Genomic DNA, 15,184 nt, shown 5'->3' on the forward strand with positions numbered 1-15,184 from the left:
CCGACCGGAGCCGCTCGTGAATCACGCGCCAGAGCACGTCCACCCCGTCGTCGACGAAGTCACCGCCCGCATCGCGGAACGCAGCCGCGAGACCAGGGCCGCCTACCTGGCCCGCATCTCCGCAGCCGGATCCGCCGCGCAGTCCGCTCCCGCCAGGGCAGCCATGGGCTGCAGCAACCTCGCCCACGGTTTCGCGGCCTGCGCTGGCGAGGACCGCCTCGCCATGAGCGGCCTGCGGAAACCGGGGATCGCCATCGTGTCGGCCTACAACGACCTGCTGTCGGCACACCAGCCGCTGCACGAGTTCCCGGAGTGGATCAAGGCCGCGGCGCGCGAGGCCGGCGGCGTCGCCCAGTTCGCCGGCGGCGTCCCCGCGATGTGCGACGGCATCACGCAGGGCCGCGCGGGCATGGAGCTGTCCCTGTTCAGCCGCGACGTCATCGCCATGGCCACCGGCGTCGCGCTGTCGCACGACATGTTCGACGGCACGCTGCTGCTCGGCGTGTGCGACAAGATCGTGCCCGGACTGCTCATCGGAGCACTGTCGTTCGGCCACCTGCCCGCGATGCTCGTGCCTGCGGGCCCCATGACGTCCGGCCTGCCCAACAAGGAGAAGGCGCGCATCCGCCAGCTGTACGCCGAGGGCAAGGCGACGCGGGAGGACCTCCTCGAGGCCGAGGCCGCCTCCTACCACTCGCCGGGCACCTGCACGTTCTACGGCACGGCCAACTCCAACCAGCTCGTCGTCGAGGTGATGGGGCTGCACCTGCCGGGAGCCAGCTTCGTGCACCCCGGTACGCCGCTGCGCAAGGCCCTGACCGAGGAGGCGGGCAGGCGCATCGTCGAGATCTCCCGCGGCGAGGAGTACACGCCGCTCGGCGAGGTCGTCGACGAGCGTTCGGTCGTCAACGGCCTGGTCGCGCTGCTCGCGACGGGCGGTTCGACCAACCACACGCTGCATCTCGTCGCCATCGCGGCGGCCGCGGGGATCCAGCTGACGTGGGACGACTTCTCCGACCTCTCCGCCGTCGTCCCGCTGCTGGCCAGCGTCTATCCCAACGGCAGCGCCGACATCAACCACTTCCACGCGGCGGGCGGCGTGCAGTTCCTCGTCGGCACCCTGCTGGACGCGGGCCTGCTGCACCGCGACGTACGCACCGTCGCGGGCCGCGGACTCGACCACTACCGCAGGGAGCCGATCCTCGACGGCGACCGGCTCACGTGGCGGGAGGCGACCGACCGCAGCCTCGACGAATCGGTGCTGCGCCCCGTGTCGCGGCCCATGGCCGACAACGGCGGACTGCGCATGGTGCAGGGCAACCTCGGCCGCGCGGTGATCAAGGTGTCCGCGGTGGCGCCGGAGAACCGGGTCGTCGAGGCGCCCGCGCGGGTGTTCGGCACGCAGGCCGAGTTCGACGCCGCGTTCCGCGCGGGTGAGTTGGACCGCGACGTCGTGGTGGTCCTGCGCAACCAGGGTCCGCACGCCAACGGCATGCCCGAACTGCACGGCCTCACGCCTGCGCTCGGGGTGCTCATGGACCGCGGCCACCGCGTCGCGTTGCTCACCGACGGCCGGATGTCCGGGGCGTCGGGCAAGATCCCCGCGGCCATTCACCTCACCCCCGAGGCCGCCGCCGGTGGACCGCTCGCGCGCATCGCCGACGGCGACGTGGTTCGGCTGGACAGCGACGCGGGAACGCTGGACGTCCACCTCGACGCGGCCGAACTCGACGCCAGGAAGCCCACCGACGGTGCGCCGGACGAGACGCAATGGGTCGGCACGGGTCGCGAACTGTTCGCGGCGTTGCGCCGCAGCGTCGGTCCCGCCGACGCAGGGGCGAGCGTGTTCGGCCCGGTGACGCCCGCCCACTTCGGCGTCACCACCACGAAACCCGAGGCCCACGTGGGAGGAACGTCGTGACAACCAGCTCGGAACTGCTCGATCTGTCGCCGGTCATGCCGGTCGTGGTGCTCGACGACGCCGACACCGCACCCGACGTCGCACGCGCATTGCTGGCGGGCGGGATCGGTGCGATCGAACTGACGCTGCGTACCCCCGCCGCGTTGGAGGCCATCGAGAAGGTCGCCGCGCAGGTGCCCGACATCGTCGTCGGCGCGGGCACGGTGACCACGCCCGAGCAAGCCAGGCAAGCGGCTGAGGCGGGCGCAGCGTTCCTGGTCACGCCGGGCACCACGGATTCCCTGCTCGACGCCGTGACCGCAACCGGCCTGCCGTTCCTGCCCGGCGCCGCGACGGTGTCGGAGGCGATGCGGTTGGCCGAGCGCGGTCTCGACACGCTGAAGTTCTTCCCCGCCGAGGCCAGCGGCGGCCCGGCGGCACTGAAGGCGTTCGCCGGTCCCCTGCCGCACCTGAGGTTCTGCCCCACCGGCGGCGTCAGCGTCTCCAACGCCGCGGACTACCTCGCGCTGTCCACTGTGGGCTGTGTCGGGGGAAGCTGGCTGACGCCGAAGGACGCCGTCGCGGAGGGCGACTTCGCGAGGATCGAAAGCCTGGCGAAGGAAGCCGCCGCCCTCGGCGGTTGAGCAACGTTGCCGGGGCGCGCCGGGCGCGCTCCACGTAGTCTCGGTGCAGTGTTGACCGACGACCTCACACCGGCGACGCCGCGGGAGCTGCCGTCCACGGCAAGGCGGGTCGGCCTCGCTGCGGAGTTCCTGGCGTTGTTCTTCGGCGTCATCGCGGTGTTCTCCGTGTTCGCCGACGGCGTCAGCCCCATTCCGTTCCTGGTCGTACTCGGCGTGGCCAGCGTGGTGTACCTGCTGCGGGTCGGCGATTTCGACCGGCGCGACCTGTGGCGGGCCTCCGCGGTACGCGGGCAGCTCCGGTCGATCCTCGGGCTGTGGGCCGTCGCGTGCGCCGTCGCGGTGGCCGGCGTGGCGGTGTTCCTGCCTGCGGACCTGTTCGCCATGCCACGCGAGGAGCCGCTCGTCTGGGCGATCGTCGCTGTCGGCTATCCGGTACTGAGCGTGTATCCGCAGGAACTGATCTTCCGTTCGTTCCTGTTCCGGCGGTACGCACCGGTGTTCGGCACGGGCACCGGGATGATCGTCGCGAGCGCGGCCGCGTTCGGCTTCGCCCACATCATCTTCGGCAACCTCTTCGCCGTACTCGCCACCACGGCGGGCGGCGCGCTGTTCGCCTGGCGATACGCCCGCAGCAGGTCACTGCTGGCCGTGTCGATCGAGCACGGTCTCTACGGGTTCCTGCTGTTCACCGTCGGCCTCGGCCGATTCGTCTACCACGGAGCGGCCTGACCTGGCGTAAAGGCACTCACCACCTGCGCCGCGGCCTGCCGCCCCTGCCACCCGAGCCGGGCCGTCCCGGTTTACCCGGGCCTCCCCTGCGCCCGCCTCCGCGCTTCGGCGCGTGGGAGCTGCGCCGATCCTGCTTCGGCGCCTGCTGCTTGCCCTGCTTCGGCTGTTTCGGTGTGGGACCGCGACCGCGGGTGGAGTTGACGGTGCGGCCGCGGACGATGCCGATGAACTCCTCCATCAGCTCCGACGTCTCGCCCTCGGGCCAGGACAACGCGACCTGTGACTGCGGTACCGGACGCTGCTCGGTGCCGACCAACGGCCGGTACGTGAGGCTCTTGCGATGGTGCAGCCGCGCCAGCGACTGCGGCACGATCAGCACCCCCACGCCGGCGGCGACCAGCTCGATGGCGCCGGCCGTGGTGTCGGGACGGGCGATCGCAGGCTTGCCGGGAAGCTCGTCCCACGCCAACGTGTCGTCGTGGGGGTGCAGCACGACGTCGTCGTCGAGGTCCTCGACCGACAGCTCGTCGGCGACGGTGAGCACGTGCTCCTTCTCGACGACGACCACGGTCGTCTCGGTGTAGAGCGGAATGGCGTGCAGCCCGGTGCGGTCGGTCGGCAGGCGCAGCAGCACCGCGTCGACGCTGCCGTCGCGCACCCGGTCGGCGGCCTCAGCGGCCGGCACCGTGACGAGCTGCAACGGGACGTCGGGGACGCGTTCGCCCCATTTCCGCACCCACTTGTCCGGGATGACCCCGGGGACATGGGCGAGCCGGAACACCGGCGGCTCGTCGCTCTCGTCAGGGGTGCTCACCCGGCCAGATTACCGGGCGTGGTCGGCGGGCACGTACCGTGCGGATACCCTGGAGCCATGACGTCGCGCAAGACCTCCCAGACGATGAAGCCCGCCACCGCGGCGAAGAAGCTGGGGGTCTACCTCGAAGCCACGCCCGCCGAGTTTCAGGAGGGCGTGGTATCCCGCGACGAACTCGACGAGTTGCAGACCTCGCCGCCCGAGTGGCTGCGCGACCTGCGCCGCAACGGCCCCCACCCGCGCCCCGTGGTCGCCGCGAAGCTCGGCGTCTCGATCAGCGGACTCGCCCGCGCCGGGCTCACGGAGCCGCTCACCACCGAGCAGATCAACGCGATCAAGGACGAGAACCCGGACTGGCTCCAGCGCGAACGCGCCACCTACGCCGAGGTGAAGCGCGAAGAGGCCGCCAAGAAGCAAGCCGCCGCCACGGAGAAGAAGACCGGCCGTTCCTGACCCCGGTCACCAGATCTGGACGATCATCACCACGAAGATCCCCACCACGAGGAGAACGGCCAGAGCCGACAGGGCGATCGTCGCGGCCGGAAGCACGCGCGGTGGTTCCGGTTCCCGGTGGGACAGGCCCGACGTCTGCCCCGACTCCGGCGGCGTGTCGCCGGGCCGGACGCTGCCGCCCGGCTCCAGACCCGGGGTCTCGTCCGGCGACGGGTCCGGCGGTTGTGCCGTCATCGACGTTCCTCACCCTTCGATACTTCGGCACCTTCCATGCCCGATCTCACCGGCACCTTCGATGCCCGGTCTCGCCGACGCGTACCCGAGCCCGGCGCGGGCGAAACGAGAGCCACCGAGCCCGGCATCACGGCGAGAACCCGGCCCCGGTCTCGGTCAGCTCACCAGGATCTGCGGGGACAGCTCCTTGAGCCGCGCGTTCGCCCAGCGCATCTGCCGCAGGCTCTGCGGGTGACAACGCCGCGCCAGGTCGAGGAGTTCGCCGTCCTCGGCGGCCTGCGCGCCCTGTGCCAACAGCTCCCAGTCCACCGACACCCCGGCCGCCTTCCGGTGCACCTTGCGCAGATCAGCCAGCAGCAGAAGACCCATCTCGGGCCGGTTGCCGAACCGGTCCCCCGTCGCACGCCAGAAACGGGCGACCTGCTGCGAGCCGTAGGTCGGCTCGGCGCGCATGCGCAGCCCGTACCGACCGCCGACCGTGGCAAGTTCCGCCACGTGCTGGCGCGACCAGCGCGCGAGATCACCCGCCAGGTGACTCACGCCCGCGTCGGCGCGGTGGCGCTGTGCGACGTGCAGCAGGCACACAGCCAGATTCCGCTCGGAACGGTGCAACTCCCGTAACGCCAACGCGAGTTTCATGCCCGATTCCCCCTGTGGTGTCCGGCGCCTTCGACCGGATCCGGTGACTCGTCGACCTCGGCAGCAGGTCCTCCACGCGTCGGTGGGACGCCGCCGGTCACCGGCGCCGATGCCGTGGTCGTCGGCGCGGGTGCCGGTGTGCCCTCGCCCGCGACGACGCGCCGCACGGCGACGGCCGCGGTCTTGAAGATCGGCTGCTTGGACGCCGGATCCCAGTCGGTGACGGTGAGCTCGTTGGCCGCGCGGCCCTCGTCGGCGTCCTGATCCCAGTATCCGTAGTGGAACGGAAGGAACACCGTGCCGTCCCGGATTCCGGTGATCCGCAGCCGCGCGCGCAACCGTCCTCGCGGGTTGGCCAGTTCGAGCAGATCACCCTCCGCCGCGCCGAGCCGTTCCGCGTCACCGCGGGAGAGTTCGGCCCACACCTCGGGAGCGGCGTCGTTGAGCTGCGCGGCCCGACCGGTCTTGGTGCGGGTGTGGAACTGGTACAGCGTCCTGCCCGTGATGAGCACGAACGGCAGCTCGGCCGTCGCCGACTCGTGGGGCGGGACATAGCCCGCGGCCTTCAGCACCGCCTTGCCCGACGGGTTCATCGTGCGGTACTCGGTCGGTTCGAGCGGCGCACCGGTGAGCAGATCCTTGCCGTAGTCCTCGCAGACGTCGGGGGCGGCCCAGAAACCGCCCTCGGTGTACAGCCGCTCGGTGCCCTCCGGACTGTCCGATGTGCACGGCCACTGGATGCCGCCCTCGGTGCGCAGACGTTCGTAGGTGATGCCCGTGTAGTCGCACGGTCTGCCCGCGCTGCACCGTTTCCATGCCTCGAACGCCGACTCGGGATCGTGCCAGTTCGGCAGCGGATTGCCGTCGGCGTCCCGGAAGTCCATCCGCCGCGCGTAGTCGAGGAAGATGTCCAGATCGGACCGAGCCGCTCCCGGTGGGTCGACGGCCTTCGCGGACAGGTGCACGGTGCGGTCGGAGTTCGTGAACGTGCCGGTCTTCTCACCCCAGGTCGCCGCGGGCAGCACGACGTCGGCGAGTTCGGCCGTCTCCGTCCGGAACAGATCCTGCACCACCAGGAACAGCCGGTCGTCGCCGAGCACGGAGCGGATGCGCCGCAGCTCCGGAAGCGACACGGCCGGATTCGTCGCCGTCACCCATAGAAAACGCAGCGAACCCTGCTCGGCGTAGCGGATCATCTGCATGGCGTGCGTGGGCGGTGCGTAGTGCGGGATGTGCATGACGTCGACGTTCCACAGCTCGGCCAGCTCGGCCACGTGGGCCTCGTTGCTCCAGTTGCGGAAGCCGGGCAGGTCGCCGTTCGCGCCGCACTCACGGGTGTTCTGCGCGGTGGGCTGGCCGTTCATCTGCAGGACGCCGGCGCCCGGTCGACCGAGCATGCCGAGTACCAGGTGCACGTTGTTGACCTGCACGGCCGCGGCGGTGGCCTGGTTCGACTGGTAGAAGCCCTCCAGCACGGTGGACAACAGCCGATCGGCCGAGGCCACGAGTTGCGCGGCCGCGCGGATGTCGCCGGGGTCGACGCCGCTGATGCGGCCCGCCTCCTCGGGCGGATAGTCGCGCACCCGGTCGGCCAGTTCGGCGAATCCGACGGTGTGGGCGTCGACGTAGTCGCGGTCGACCAGGTCGCGCGTGATGAGCTCGTGCAGGATTCCGTTCATCAGCGCCAGATTCGTGCCCGGCAGGGGCGCGAGGTGCACCGTCGCCGCCTCCGACACCGGTGTGCGGCGCGGGTCCACGCAGAGGATCCGGGGCGGCTCGGGCCCGGCCAGCCGGTCGAGGATCCGGCTCCACAGGACCGTCTGCGTCTCCGCCATGTTGTGCCCGTACAGCGCGATGACGTCGGCATGGTCGATGTCGCCGTACGATCCGGGCTGTCCGTCGGAGCCGAACGATTCCTTGAGCGCCTGCGCGGCGGTGGCGGTGCACAGCCGGGTGTTGCCGTCGACGTGGTTGGTGCCGATGGCACCGCGTCCGATGACGGCCTGCGTGTAGTACTCCTCCAGGAACAGCTGTCCGCTGGTGTAGAAGCCCATTCCGCCGGGTCCGTGCCGGTCGAGCACCTGCCGACTGGTCCGGACGATCTCGTCCATCGCGGTGTCCCAGTCGGTCTCGACCAGCCGGCCTTCGCGGCGGACCAGCGGTGCGCGCAGCCGGTCCGGCGAGGCGTTCGCCCGCCACGCGAACAGATCCTTGGGGTCGATCCGGCCGTGGTTGACGCGGTCGTCGCGGCGGCCCCGGACACCGACGATGCGCCCGCCGGCGACGGCGATGTCGAGGGCGTCACCGTTGGAGTGCAGGATCGAGGCCGACGGCACCCACCGTTCGACGTCCTCGCCGCGTATGCCGTCCTCGAGCGCGGCGTCGACGCGCACGGGCCAGCTCGCGCCGCGGCCGTACGGAGTGCGACGTCCCCACGGTTCGGCGATGCGGTCTCGGCGGCCCATGTACCTCCTCCGGTGCGCCTTCAGGTGACAGCTCGGTGTCTGCTGCCGCGGGCGCATCGGGCGTACCCAGGGGCCGGGCCCGGTAACCACGAAACGCTGTGCCCTGGAAAAGAACCGGCGGGGGGGGGGGGCCGGGGGCCCGCCCCCCCCCCCCCCAACCGCACGACAAAAACAGGGGGGCGAGAGAAAAGGGGCGGGGGGGCCGCCCCCCCCCGCCCCCCCCCCCCCCCGTCACAGAAGCTGCAGTTCAGAAGCGCGGCTCAGTAGCCGCGCGCGATCCACTCCTCCAGGTGCGGCGCCTCGGTGCCGATCGTGGTGCCGTCGCCGTGTCCGGTGTGGACACGCGTGTCGGCGGGCAGGCTGAAGAGCCGGTCCCGGATCGAGCCGATGATCGTCGGGAAGTCGGAGAACGACCGCCCCGTCGCACCGGGGCCGCCGGAGAACAGCGTGTCCCCGGAGAACAGCGCCTTGGCCTCGGGCAGGTACAGGCACATCGATCCCGGCGAGTGCCCCGGCGTGTGGAGCAGCTCGATGTCGGTGCCGGCCACCTGCAGCCGCGCGCCGTCCTCGAGCTCGGTGAACGCCGCGCCCGGATGCGTCATCTCCCACAGCGGCCGATCCGCCGGATGCAGCAGCACGGGCGCGTCGAACTTCTCGCCGAGCTGCGGGGCGTGGGTGACGTGGTCGTTGTGCCCGTGGGTGCACACCACCGCGACGACGTTGCGGCCCGCGACCGCCTCGGTGATCTTGTCGGCGTCGTGCGCGGCGTCGACGATCACCACGTCGTTGTCGTCGCCGATGAGCCAGACGTTGTTGTCGACCTCCCAGCTTCCGCCGTCGAGTTCGAAGACACCGCTGGTGACGACGTTGTCGATCCGCGCGCTCACACGATCACCACCGAACGCAGCACCTCGCCGGCGTGCATGGTGTGGAAGGCCTTCTCGACGTCCTCGAGCGTGATGCGCTCGGTGACGAACTTGTCGAGCGGCAGCCTGCCCTGCTCGTACAGGTCGACGAGCATCGGGAAGTCACGTTCGGGCAGGCAGTCGCCGTACCACGACGACTTGAGCGCACCGCCGTGGGAGAAGAAGTCGAGCATGGGCATCTCCAGACGCATGTCCGGCGTCGGCACGCCCACCAGGACGACCTTGCCGGCCAGGTCACGGGCGTAGAAGGCCTGCTTCCACGTCTCGGGCCTGCCCACGGCGTCGATCACGACGTCGGCACCGAACCCGCCGGTGAGCTCCTGGATCGCTTCGACAGCGTCGGTCTCCGCGGCATTGATCGTGTGCGTGGCGCCGAGGTCGACGGCCCAGTCGAGCTTCTTCGGGTCCCGGTCCACGGCGATGATCGGGGATGCGCCGGCCAGGCGGGCACCCGCGATCGCGGCGTCACCGACACCGCCGCAGCCGATGACGGCCACCGAGTCGCCGCGCGTCACGCCGCCGGTGTTCACGGCCGCACCGATGCCCGCCATGACGCCGCAGCCCAGCAGGCCGGCCACTGCGGGATCGGTCGACGGGTCGACCTTCGTGCACTGCCCGGCGTGTACCAGGGTCTTGTCGGCGAACGCGCCGATGCCCAGCGCCGGGCTGAGCTCGGTGCCGTCGGTGAGGGTCATCTTCTGCGTCGCGTTGAACGTGTCGAAGCAGTACTGCGGGCGGCCGCGCTTGCAAGCACGGCACTGGCCGCACACGGCGCGCCAGTTCAGCACGACGAAGTCGCCCGGCTGCACCGAGTCCACACCCTCGCCGACGCTCTCGACCGTGCCCGCGGCTTCGTGACCGAGCAGGAACGGGAACTCGTCGTTGATCCCGCCGTCACGGTAGGTCAGGTCGGTGTGGCACACGCCGCACGCGGCGACCGCGACCACGACCTCACCGGGTCCGGGGTCGGGGATGACGATGTCGGTGAGCTCGACGGGAGCTCCCTCGGAGCGGGCGATGACGCCGCGGACCTGTTGTGGCATCTGGGGTGTTCCTTCGCGTCGGCGGGAAAGACAGAAAGGCATGCGCATCCGCGCATGTGCACGTGAGACTAGTGCGCCACGCCACTCACCTGACCTGGCCGAAGGGACAGCAATACCTCGACCTCCGACCAGTTAGAGTGGCGGAATGTCGGACGAGCCGGACCCTGCCACCGCCCTGATCGGCCTGCGCGAGGTGCTCGACGGGCCGTTGCACGACATCGCGCGCCGCCTGTCGCAGCTCACGGCATCACGCTGGCCACACACGGCGCTGATCATCTTCACCCGGGAGTGCGCAGGCCGCCCCCGCAAGGTGACCGGCGACGTCGAGATGCTCAACAAGGTCACGATCAGTGAGCTCGAACAGGTGAAGACATCCGTCGATCCGGGGACGCCGGTGTGCGCGAGGTTCGCCGTCGCGGGCGAGGAGCGTACGGCGTGGGTGGTGCGCGATCCGTCGGACATGCTGCTCCTGCTGGTGCCCCGCTCGCCGGGGCGGCCGCTGCCCGAACCGAGGCTGCTGGCGGCGTTGTTCGGCATCGTGGCGACGTCGATCCGCCAGCAGGTGGCCCAGGCCAGTCCGGACTACCTGGCTGAGTCGCGCGCGGCCGCGCTCGAACGGGAGCGCACGATCGCGGAGCTGGCCACGGCACACGAGTCGACGCTGGTGGGACTTTTGACGACGTTGCGGTCAGCCGAGCTGGACGACACGCGGGCACGGACCGCGGCGCGTGATGCGGCGTCGTCGGCGCTGGTGGCGCTGCGCACGGCCCAGCAGGCGGAGCAGGCGTTGTCGCACGAGGCGGCCGCCGCCGCGTTCGGCGTGCTGCGCAGCGAGATCCGGCAGATGTTGCGGCACCACGAGGCGCCGATCGAGTTCGCGGCGCCGACCGGTGCGGGACGGGCGTTGCCCGGCGACATCGCGCACGCCGCACGGGCGATGACGCGCACGGCGGTGCTGGCGCTGACCGCCGATCCGGAGTTGACGCGGCTGCGGATCGCGTGGACGCACGACGACACGACGCTCACGGTCGACGTGCGTGATCAGAGCACCGGAGCGCTCGACACGTCGTCGTTGCTCCGGCAGTTGCAGGGCCGGGCCCGCACGCTCGGCGCCACGGTCGACGTCGACGCCACGCCGGGTTGGGGCAGCCGGGTGACGATCCGCCTGCCGCTGGATCCGCCCGCGGACACCGGTGTCGAGACGAGGCTGACGAACCTCAACCGGCGCGAACGTGAGGTGCTCGACCTGTTGGCGCAGGGCAAGCGCAACAAGGCCATCGCCGCCGACCTGGGGGTCACGGAGAGCACGGTCAAGTTCCACGTCACCCGGGTGCTGCACAAACTCGACGTCAGCACCCGCGGCGAGGCGGCAGCGTTGGCCCTGACAGCGACGACCACGTAACCCCAGAACGCCGTGTTGCGCCCTCCCGACGCCGTGTTGCGCCTTCCGGACGCCGTGTTGCGCCCTCCCGTTGCCGTGTTGCACCTTCCCGTTGCCGTGTTGCGCCTTCCCGTCGTGGCGACCACGGACTCAGACGTCGATCTCCTTGCTCGGCACAGGCGCGCGGACCGTCCACCGGCTGGCGTGCCGACTCGATCCGCGAGGTTGAGCTCCCAGGCTGTCGGTGCCGGCGGTTAGCGTCGACAGCGTGCTGACGACGCTGGCTGTGGAGAACTACCGTTCGTTGCGGGACCTGGTGTTGCCGTTGTCGCGGCTGACCGTGGTGACAGGGGCGAACGGCAGCGGCAAGTCGAATCTGTACCGGGCGTTGCGGTTGTTGGCGGACACGTCACGCAGTGGTGCGGTGGCGGCGCTGGCGCGCGAGGGTGGGTTGCCGTCGACGCTGTGGGCCGGGCCGGAGAAGGTCGGCCGCGCGGTGCGGGACGGCCGGACGCCGCCGCAGGGCACGACGCGCAACAAGCCCGTCGGGTTGCGGCTCGGCTTCACGGGTGACGACTTCGGCTACGCGCTGGATTTGGGAATGCCGACGCCTGGGGAGTCGGCGTTCAACCGCGACCCGGAGTTCAAACGCGAGTGCGTGTGGAGCGGCTCGGTGTTGCGGGACAAGGCGTTGTTGGCGGACCGTGCGGGCCCGGTGGTGCGGACGCGGGAGCAGAGCGGGGCGTGGGGCGCGGAGGCGTATCGGATCGCGCCGACGGACAGCATGTTGACGTCGTTCGCGGATCCGCGCGTGTCGCCGGAGGTGCTGGTGGTGCGGGAGCAGATCCGGTCGTGGCGGTTCTACGACCATTTCCGCACGGACGCCGAGGCGCCGGCGCGGCAAGTGCGGGTGGGGACGCGGACGCCGGTGCTGGACCATGACGGTGCCGACCTGCCGGCGGCGTTGCGGACGATCGAGGAGATCGGCGACGCGGACGCGTTGCACACGGCGATCGACAACGCGTTCCCGGGTTCGCGCCTGTCGGTGCGGTCGGGCGACGACGGCCGGTTCGAGCTCGAGTTCCACCAGCACGGGTTGTTGCGCCCGTTGTCGGCGGCAGAATTGTCGGACGGAACGTTGCGGTATCTGCTGTGGGTGGCGGCGTTGTTGAGCCCGCGCCCGCCGCAGTTGTTGGTGTTGAACGAGCCGGAAACGAGCCTGCACCCGAGTCTCCTGCCGGCCCTGGCGACGCTCATCGCGACGGCGGCGGAACGCACCCAGGTCGTCGTGGTCACCCACGCCCGCGACTTGGTCCGCGCCGTCGAGGCCTCCACGGACGACGCGAGCCTGCTGGAGCTGGAGAAGGAGCTCGGAGCAACCGTCCTCGCCGACGCCCCAGGCATCCTCGACCGCCCACCCTGGCACTGGCCGAAGAGGTAGACGGCACCAGCTCAGCTCGTCGACTTTCACCCGTTCGCTACGCAGACCGAAACGTTCGCGGTCGCCGGAACGACGATAGCGGCATGAATCACGTCGGCACCGAACGGCTTGCGACAGGCCTTCGGCGCGTGAGTGCGCCGAGGGGGCACCGGTGACCATCCCGGCACTTTCCCCCAACCACCCACCTACCGCAGATGCCGCAGCGATCCGGGCGGCGAAGGGGAAGCTCGGTGAGCCCGCCAAGTTCGCACTCGACTACGCGCGCACGTTGGTCACGCGGGCGACTTCGATACTCGGTGTTGCCGACGGCCTTCGCGACCGTGCACGGCGGCAGATCACGTGGCTTGCCAATCAACAGACGTACGAAGCGCTCGCCGCACGACCCGTCACCGACCTCCGCGACCTGGTCGGCAGAGGCACCCGCCTGAACGCGCTGGCCGAGTCCGGATACGGCACGGTGGCCGACGTCCTCGATGCCACCCCTTACGAGCTCCGTTCTGCGCCAGGAGTCGGTGGGCGCAGTGCGGAGGAGGTGTCGGCGGCAGCTCGCCAGTTGGCCGACGAAGTGCGGTCCGGCGTCCGGGTCCGCTTCGACGTCGAGAACCAAACAGGCCCGCACACTCAGCTGTTGGCGACATTGACGGCGATCCGCCACGCCGATCACGCACGCGCCACTCTTCACGGACCGGTTCACCAGTTCGCGAGCCATGCGTCACGGCTCTCTGCGTGGGCCCAGCCCACCACGGACCGCTCGGCAATGCGGTTCAAGCGGCGCGCGAAGAAGCAACCGGCCCTCGCCGCTTTGGCTCAACTCGACGCACTTCTCAGAGCACCAGAGACGGCACACCTTGTCCAATCTCTGGACTGGTACGAACGCGCCATCGTACCCGAGGCCTATACCGCAGACCGGCTGTGGCCGGACTACGCCAGCGACGCCGCCGGCTTCAACGCCCTCCTGTCCACGCTGGGCGGACATGGAGAAGATCCGGACACGTCGGAGAGCGCGCAGGGATTCCTCCCCAGCGAACTCAGGCAGACGATCAGGGCAGTACCGCTCGACACCACACTACTCACCGCCACCCTGCGGAACTATCAGGTCTTCGGCGCACAGTATGCGCTCCATCAGGAACACACGATTCTCGGTGACGAGATGGGCCTCGGTAAGACGGTCCAGGCTCTTGCTGCAGTCGCGCACATGGCTGCGAAGGGTCAAACGCGCTTTCTGGTGGTCTGCCCGGCGAGCGTCCAGATGAACTGGATCAACGAGATAGAGAAGCACACGGTACTGGACGCCCACAGTCTGCACGGCGCTGGGCGCGACGCCGCCACCCGACTCTGGTTGAGGGAGGGCGGTGTCGCGGTGACGACGTTCGGCACGTTGGGAAAGCTCGACCAGGTGGCCGATGAAGGTATCGCCATGGTCATCGTCGACGAGGCACACGCCATCAAGAATCCCGAGACCCAACGTTCACAGGCTGTCGCAGCTGTTCTGACCCAGGCGCAGCGCGCCTTGCTGCTGACCGGAACTCCGATGGAGAACCGGGTGGAGGAGTTCCGCAACCTCATCGACTACCTGCAGCCTGGTATCGCACGGCGCCTTGATGCGGCGGACGCGCTGAGCGGTGCGCGACACTTCCGCCGTGCGGTTGCGCCGGTCTATCTTCGGCGCAACCAGGAAGATGTACTGACCGAGCTACCGGACAAGATCGAGGTCGAGGACTGGGTCCACCTCACTCCCGCGGATGAGGACGCCTATGCCCGGGCCGTGTCTGCGCGAAACCTGATGGCGATGCGGCAGGCCGCTTTTCACGCTGACGACTCGGCCAAGATGGACATGTTGGTGGAGATCGTCGAGGAAGCGCGCCAAGGTGACCTCAAAGTCCTCGTCTTCTCCTATTTCCTCGGAGTTCTGGAGAAGATTCAGCGCCGGCTCGGCGAGGCTGTGGTGGGGACTCTGACAGGATCGGTTGCTCCCGTCCAGCGGCAGCATCTCGTCGACACGTTCACGCGACGTACCGGGCACTCGGTGCTGCTGAGTCAGATCGAGGCGGGCGGGGTCGGACTGAACGTACAGGCGGCGTCGGTGGTCGTGATCGCGGAACCGCAGTGGAAGCCCAGCATTGAGGAGCAGGCCGTCGCCCGTGCATACCGTATGGGCCAGATACGCAAGGTCCAGGTGCGCCGCCTACTTGCCAAGGGCAGCGTCGACGAACGTTTGCGTGAGATCCAAGAACACAAGAGCCTGTTGTTCTCCGAGTTCGCCCGCAAGAGCGACGCGAAGGAGGCGCATGCGGCAGCCGTGGACCCCGGCGAACACCGTCCTCAGGTACTCGACGACACGGCTGTCCCGGTTGAACATCGCATCATCGCCGCCGAACGGCACCGGCTCGGCATCGATTGAACGGGCGAACGTTATGGCCGCTACGGTTCACCGACCCGCACGGCTACGGTGCAGCAAGGTCGAACCGCTGCACCGTAGCCCGTATTTCGCCACCGAATACCGGACGTGGACACC

The 15,184-nt window shown here is 69.9% G+C and carries 13 protein-coding genes; 7 read left to right on the top strand and 6 right to left on the bottom strand.

What is annotated here, in order from left to right:
• The first annotated feature begins 16 nt into the window (after positions 1-16).
• The 3 genes from edd to IF64_RS0116185 are packed head-to-tail and all read left to right on the top strand — an operon-like array spanning position 17 to position 3,273.
• A complete protein-coding gene (gene edd, locus IF64_RS0116175; RefSeq protein WP_036876878.1) occupies positions 17-1,921 on the top strand; it encodes a phosphogluconate dehydratase in 1,905 nt (634 codons plus the stop codon).
• Positions 1,918-2,544, top strand: coding sequence for a bifunctional 4-hydroxy-2-oxoglutarate aldolase/2-dehydro-3-deoxy-phosphogluconate aldolase (eda, locus tag IF64_RS0116180; protein ID WP_030532959.1), 627 nt, complete (start codon positions 1,918-1,920; stop codon positions 2,542-2,544). Before edd ends, eda begins: the two co-directional genes overlap by 4 nt.
• A 48-nt stretch (positions 2,545-2,592) precedes the next feature.
• Positions 2,593-3,273 carry a CPBP family intramembrane glutamic endopeptidase gene (locus tag IF64_RS0116185; RefSeq protein WP_211252597.1) on the top strand — a complete coding sequence of 227 codons (681 nt, stop codon included), beginning with the start codon at positions 2,593-2,595 and terminating at the stop codon, positions 3,271-3,273.
• A 16-nt stretch (positions 3,274-3,289) separates the two neighbouring features.
• On the opposite strand, the gene IF64_RS0116190 is transcribed toward IF64_RS0116185, so the two are convergent.
• Complete coding sequence (locus IF64_RS0116190) at positions 3,290-4,087, bottom strand: LysR family substrate-binding domain-containing protein (RefSeq protein ID WP_030532961.1); 798 nt, start codon at positions 4,085-4,087, stop codon at positions 3,290-3,292.
• Positions 4,088-4,144: 57 nt separating this feature from the next.
• Here IF64_RS0116190 and IF64_RS0116195 point away from each other — a divergent pair, with 57 nt between their 5' ends.
• Positions 4,145-4,540, top strand: a complete 396-nt coding sequence (locus IF64_RS0116195; RefSeq protein ID WP_030532962.1) for a DUF5997 family protein — start codon at positions 4,145-4,147, stop codon at positions 4,538-4,540.
• Positions 4,541-4,546: 6 nt separating this feature from the next.
• Here the strand turns inward: IF64_RS0116195 and IF64_RS0116200 are convergent, their stop codons facing one another.
• The 5 genes from IF64_RS0116200 to IF64_RS0116220 all read right to left on the bottom strand — a co-directional run bounded on the left by IF64_RS0116200 (position 4,547) and on the right by IF64_RS0116220 (position 9,847).
• Positions 4,547-4,774 carry a DUF6480 family protein gene (locus IF64_RS0116200; protein ID WP_030532963.1) on the bottom strand — a complete coding sequence of 76 codons (228 nt, stop codon included), beginning with the start codon at positions 4,772-4,774 and terminating at the stop codon, positions 4,547-4,549.
• A gap of 156 nt (positions 4,775-4,930) precedes the next feature.
• Positions 4,931-5,413 carry a hypothetical protein gene (locus IF64_RS0116205; protein WP_030532964.1) on the bottom strand — a complete coding sequence of 161 codons (483 nt, stop codon included), beginning with the start codon at positions 5,411-5,413 and terminating at the stop codon, positions 4,931-4,933.
• Positions 5,410-7,878, bottom strand: coding sequence for a molybdopterin oxidoreductase family protein (locus IF64_RS0116210; protein ID WP_030532965.1), 2,469 nt, complete (start codon positions 7,876-7,878; stop codon positions 5,410-5,412). Before IF64_RS0116210 ends, IF64_RS0116205 begins: the two co-directional genes overlap by 4 nt.
• A 260-nt stretch (positions 7,879-8,138) precedes the next feature.
• Complete coding sequence (locus IF64_RS0116215) at positions 8,139-8,765, bottom strand: MBL fold metallo-hydrolase (RefSeq protein ID WP_030532966.1); 627 nt, start codon at positions 8,763-8,765, stop codon at positions 8,139-8,141.
• On the bottom strand, positions 8,762-9,847 hold the full coding sequence (locus IF64_RS0116220) for an S-(hydroxymethyl)mycothiol dehydrogenase (RefSeq protein ID WP_030532967.1): 1,086 nt from the start codon (positions 9,845-9,847) through the stop codon (positions 8,762-8,764). The genes IF64_RS0116215 and IF64_RS0116220 overlap by 4 nt, the downstream gene beginning before the upstream one ends.
• A gap of 145 nt (positions 9,848-9,992) precedes the next feature.
• Between IF64_RS0116220 and IF64_RS0116225 the strand changes: the two genes are divergently transcribed.
• From IF64_RS0116225 to IF64_RS0116235, 3 genes are all read left to right on the top strand, one after another.
• The gene (locus IF64_RS0116225; RefSeq protein ID WP_030532968.1) at positions 9,993-11,249 is read left to right on the top strand and encodes a helix-turn-helix transcriptional regulator; all 1,257 of its coding nucleotides are present in this window, start codon (positions 9,993-9,995) and stop codon (positions 11,247-11,249) included.
• 247 nt (positions 11,250-11,496) lie between these two features.
• Positions 11,497-12,669 carry an AAA family ATPase gene (locus tag IF64_RS0116230; RefSeq protein WP_030532969.1) on the top strand — a complete coding sequence of 391 codons (1,173 nt, stop codon included), beginning with the start codon at positions 11,497-11,499 and terminating at the stop codon, positions 12,667-12,669.
• A gap of 151 nt (positions 12,670-12,820) precedes the next feature.
• Positions 12,821-15,070 carry a DEAD/DEAH box helicase gene (locus IF64_RS0116235; RefSeq protein ID WP_030532970.1) on the top strand — a complete coding sequence of 750 codons (2,250 nt, stop codon included), beginning with the start codon at positions 12,821-12,823 and terminating at the stop codon, positions 15,068-15,070.
• Positions 15,071-15,184: the final 114 nt, after the last annotated feature.

The organism is Prauserella rugosa (genome assembly GCF_000719975.1).
In the GTDB taxonomy this organism is placed as follows: Bacteria; Actinomycetota; Actinomycetes; order Mycobacteriales; family Pseudonocardiaceae; genus Prauserella; species Prauserella rugosa.

Excerpts from the sequence above, each read along its gene's own strand:
- IF64_RS0116205 (WP_030532964.1), bottom strand. The coding sequence starts at position 5,413 with ATGAAACTCGCGTTGGCGTTACGGGAGTTGCACCGTTCCGAGCGGAAT.
- IF64_RS0116225 (WP_030532968.1), top strand. The coding sequence starts at position 9,993 with ATGTCGGACGAGCCGGACCCTGCCACCGCCCTGATCGGCCTGCGCGAG.
- IF64_RS0116195 (WP_030532962.1), top strand. The coding sequence starts at position 4,145 with ATGACGTCGCGCAAGACCTCCCAGACGATGAAGCCCGCCACCGCGGCG.
- IF64_RS0116200 (WP_030532963.1), bottom strand. The coding sequence starts at position 4,774 with ATGACGGCACAACCGCCGGACCCGTCGCCGGACGAGACCCCGGGTCTG.
- IF64_RS0116220 (WP_030532967.1), bottom strand. The coding sequence starts at position 9,847 with ATGCCACAACAGGTCCGCGGCGTCATCGCCCGCTCCGAGGGAGCTCCC.
- IF64_RS0116210 (WP_030532965.1), bottom strand. The coding sequence starts at position 7,878 with ATGGGCCGCCGAGACCGCATCGCCGAACCGTGGGGACGTCGCACTCCG.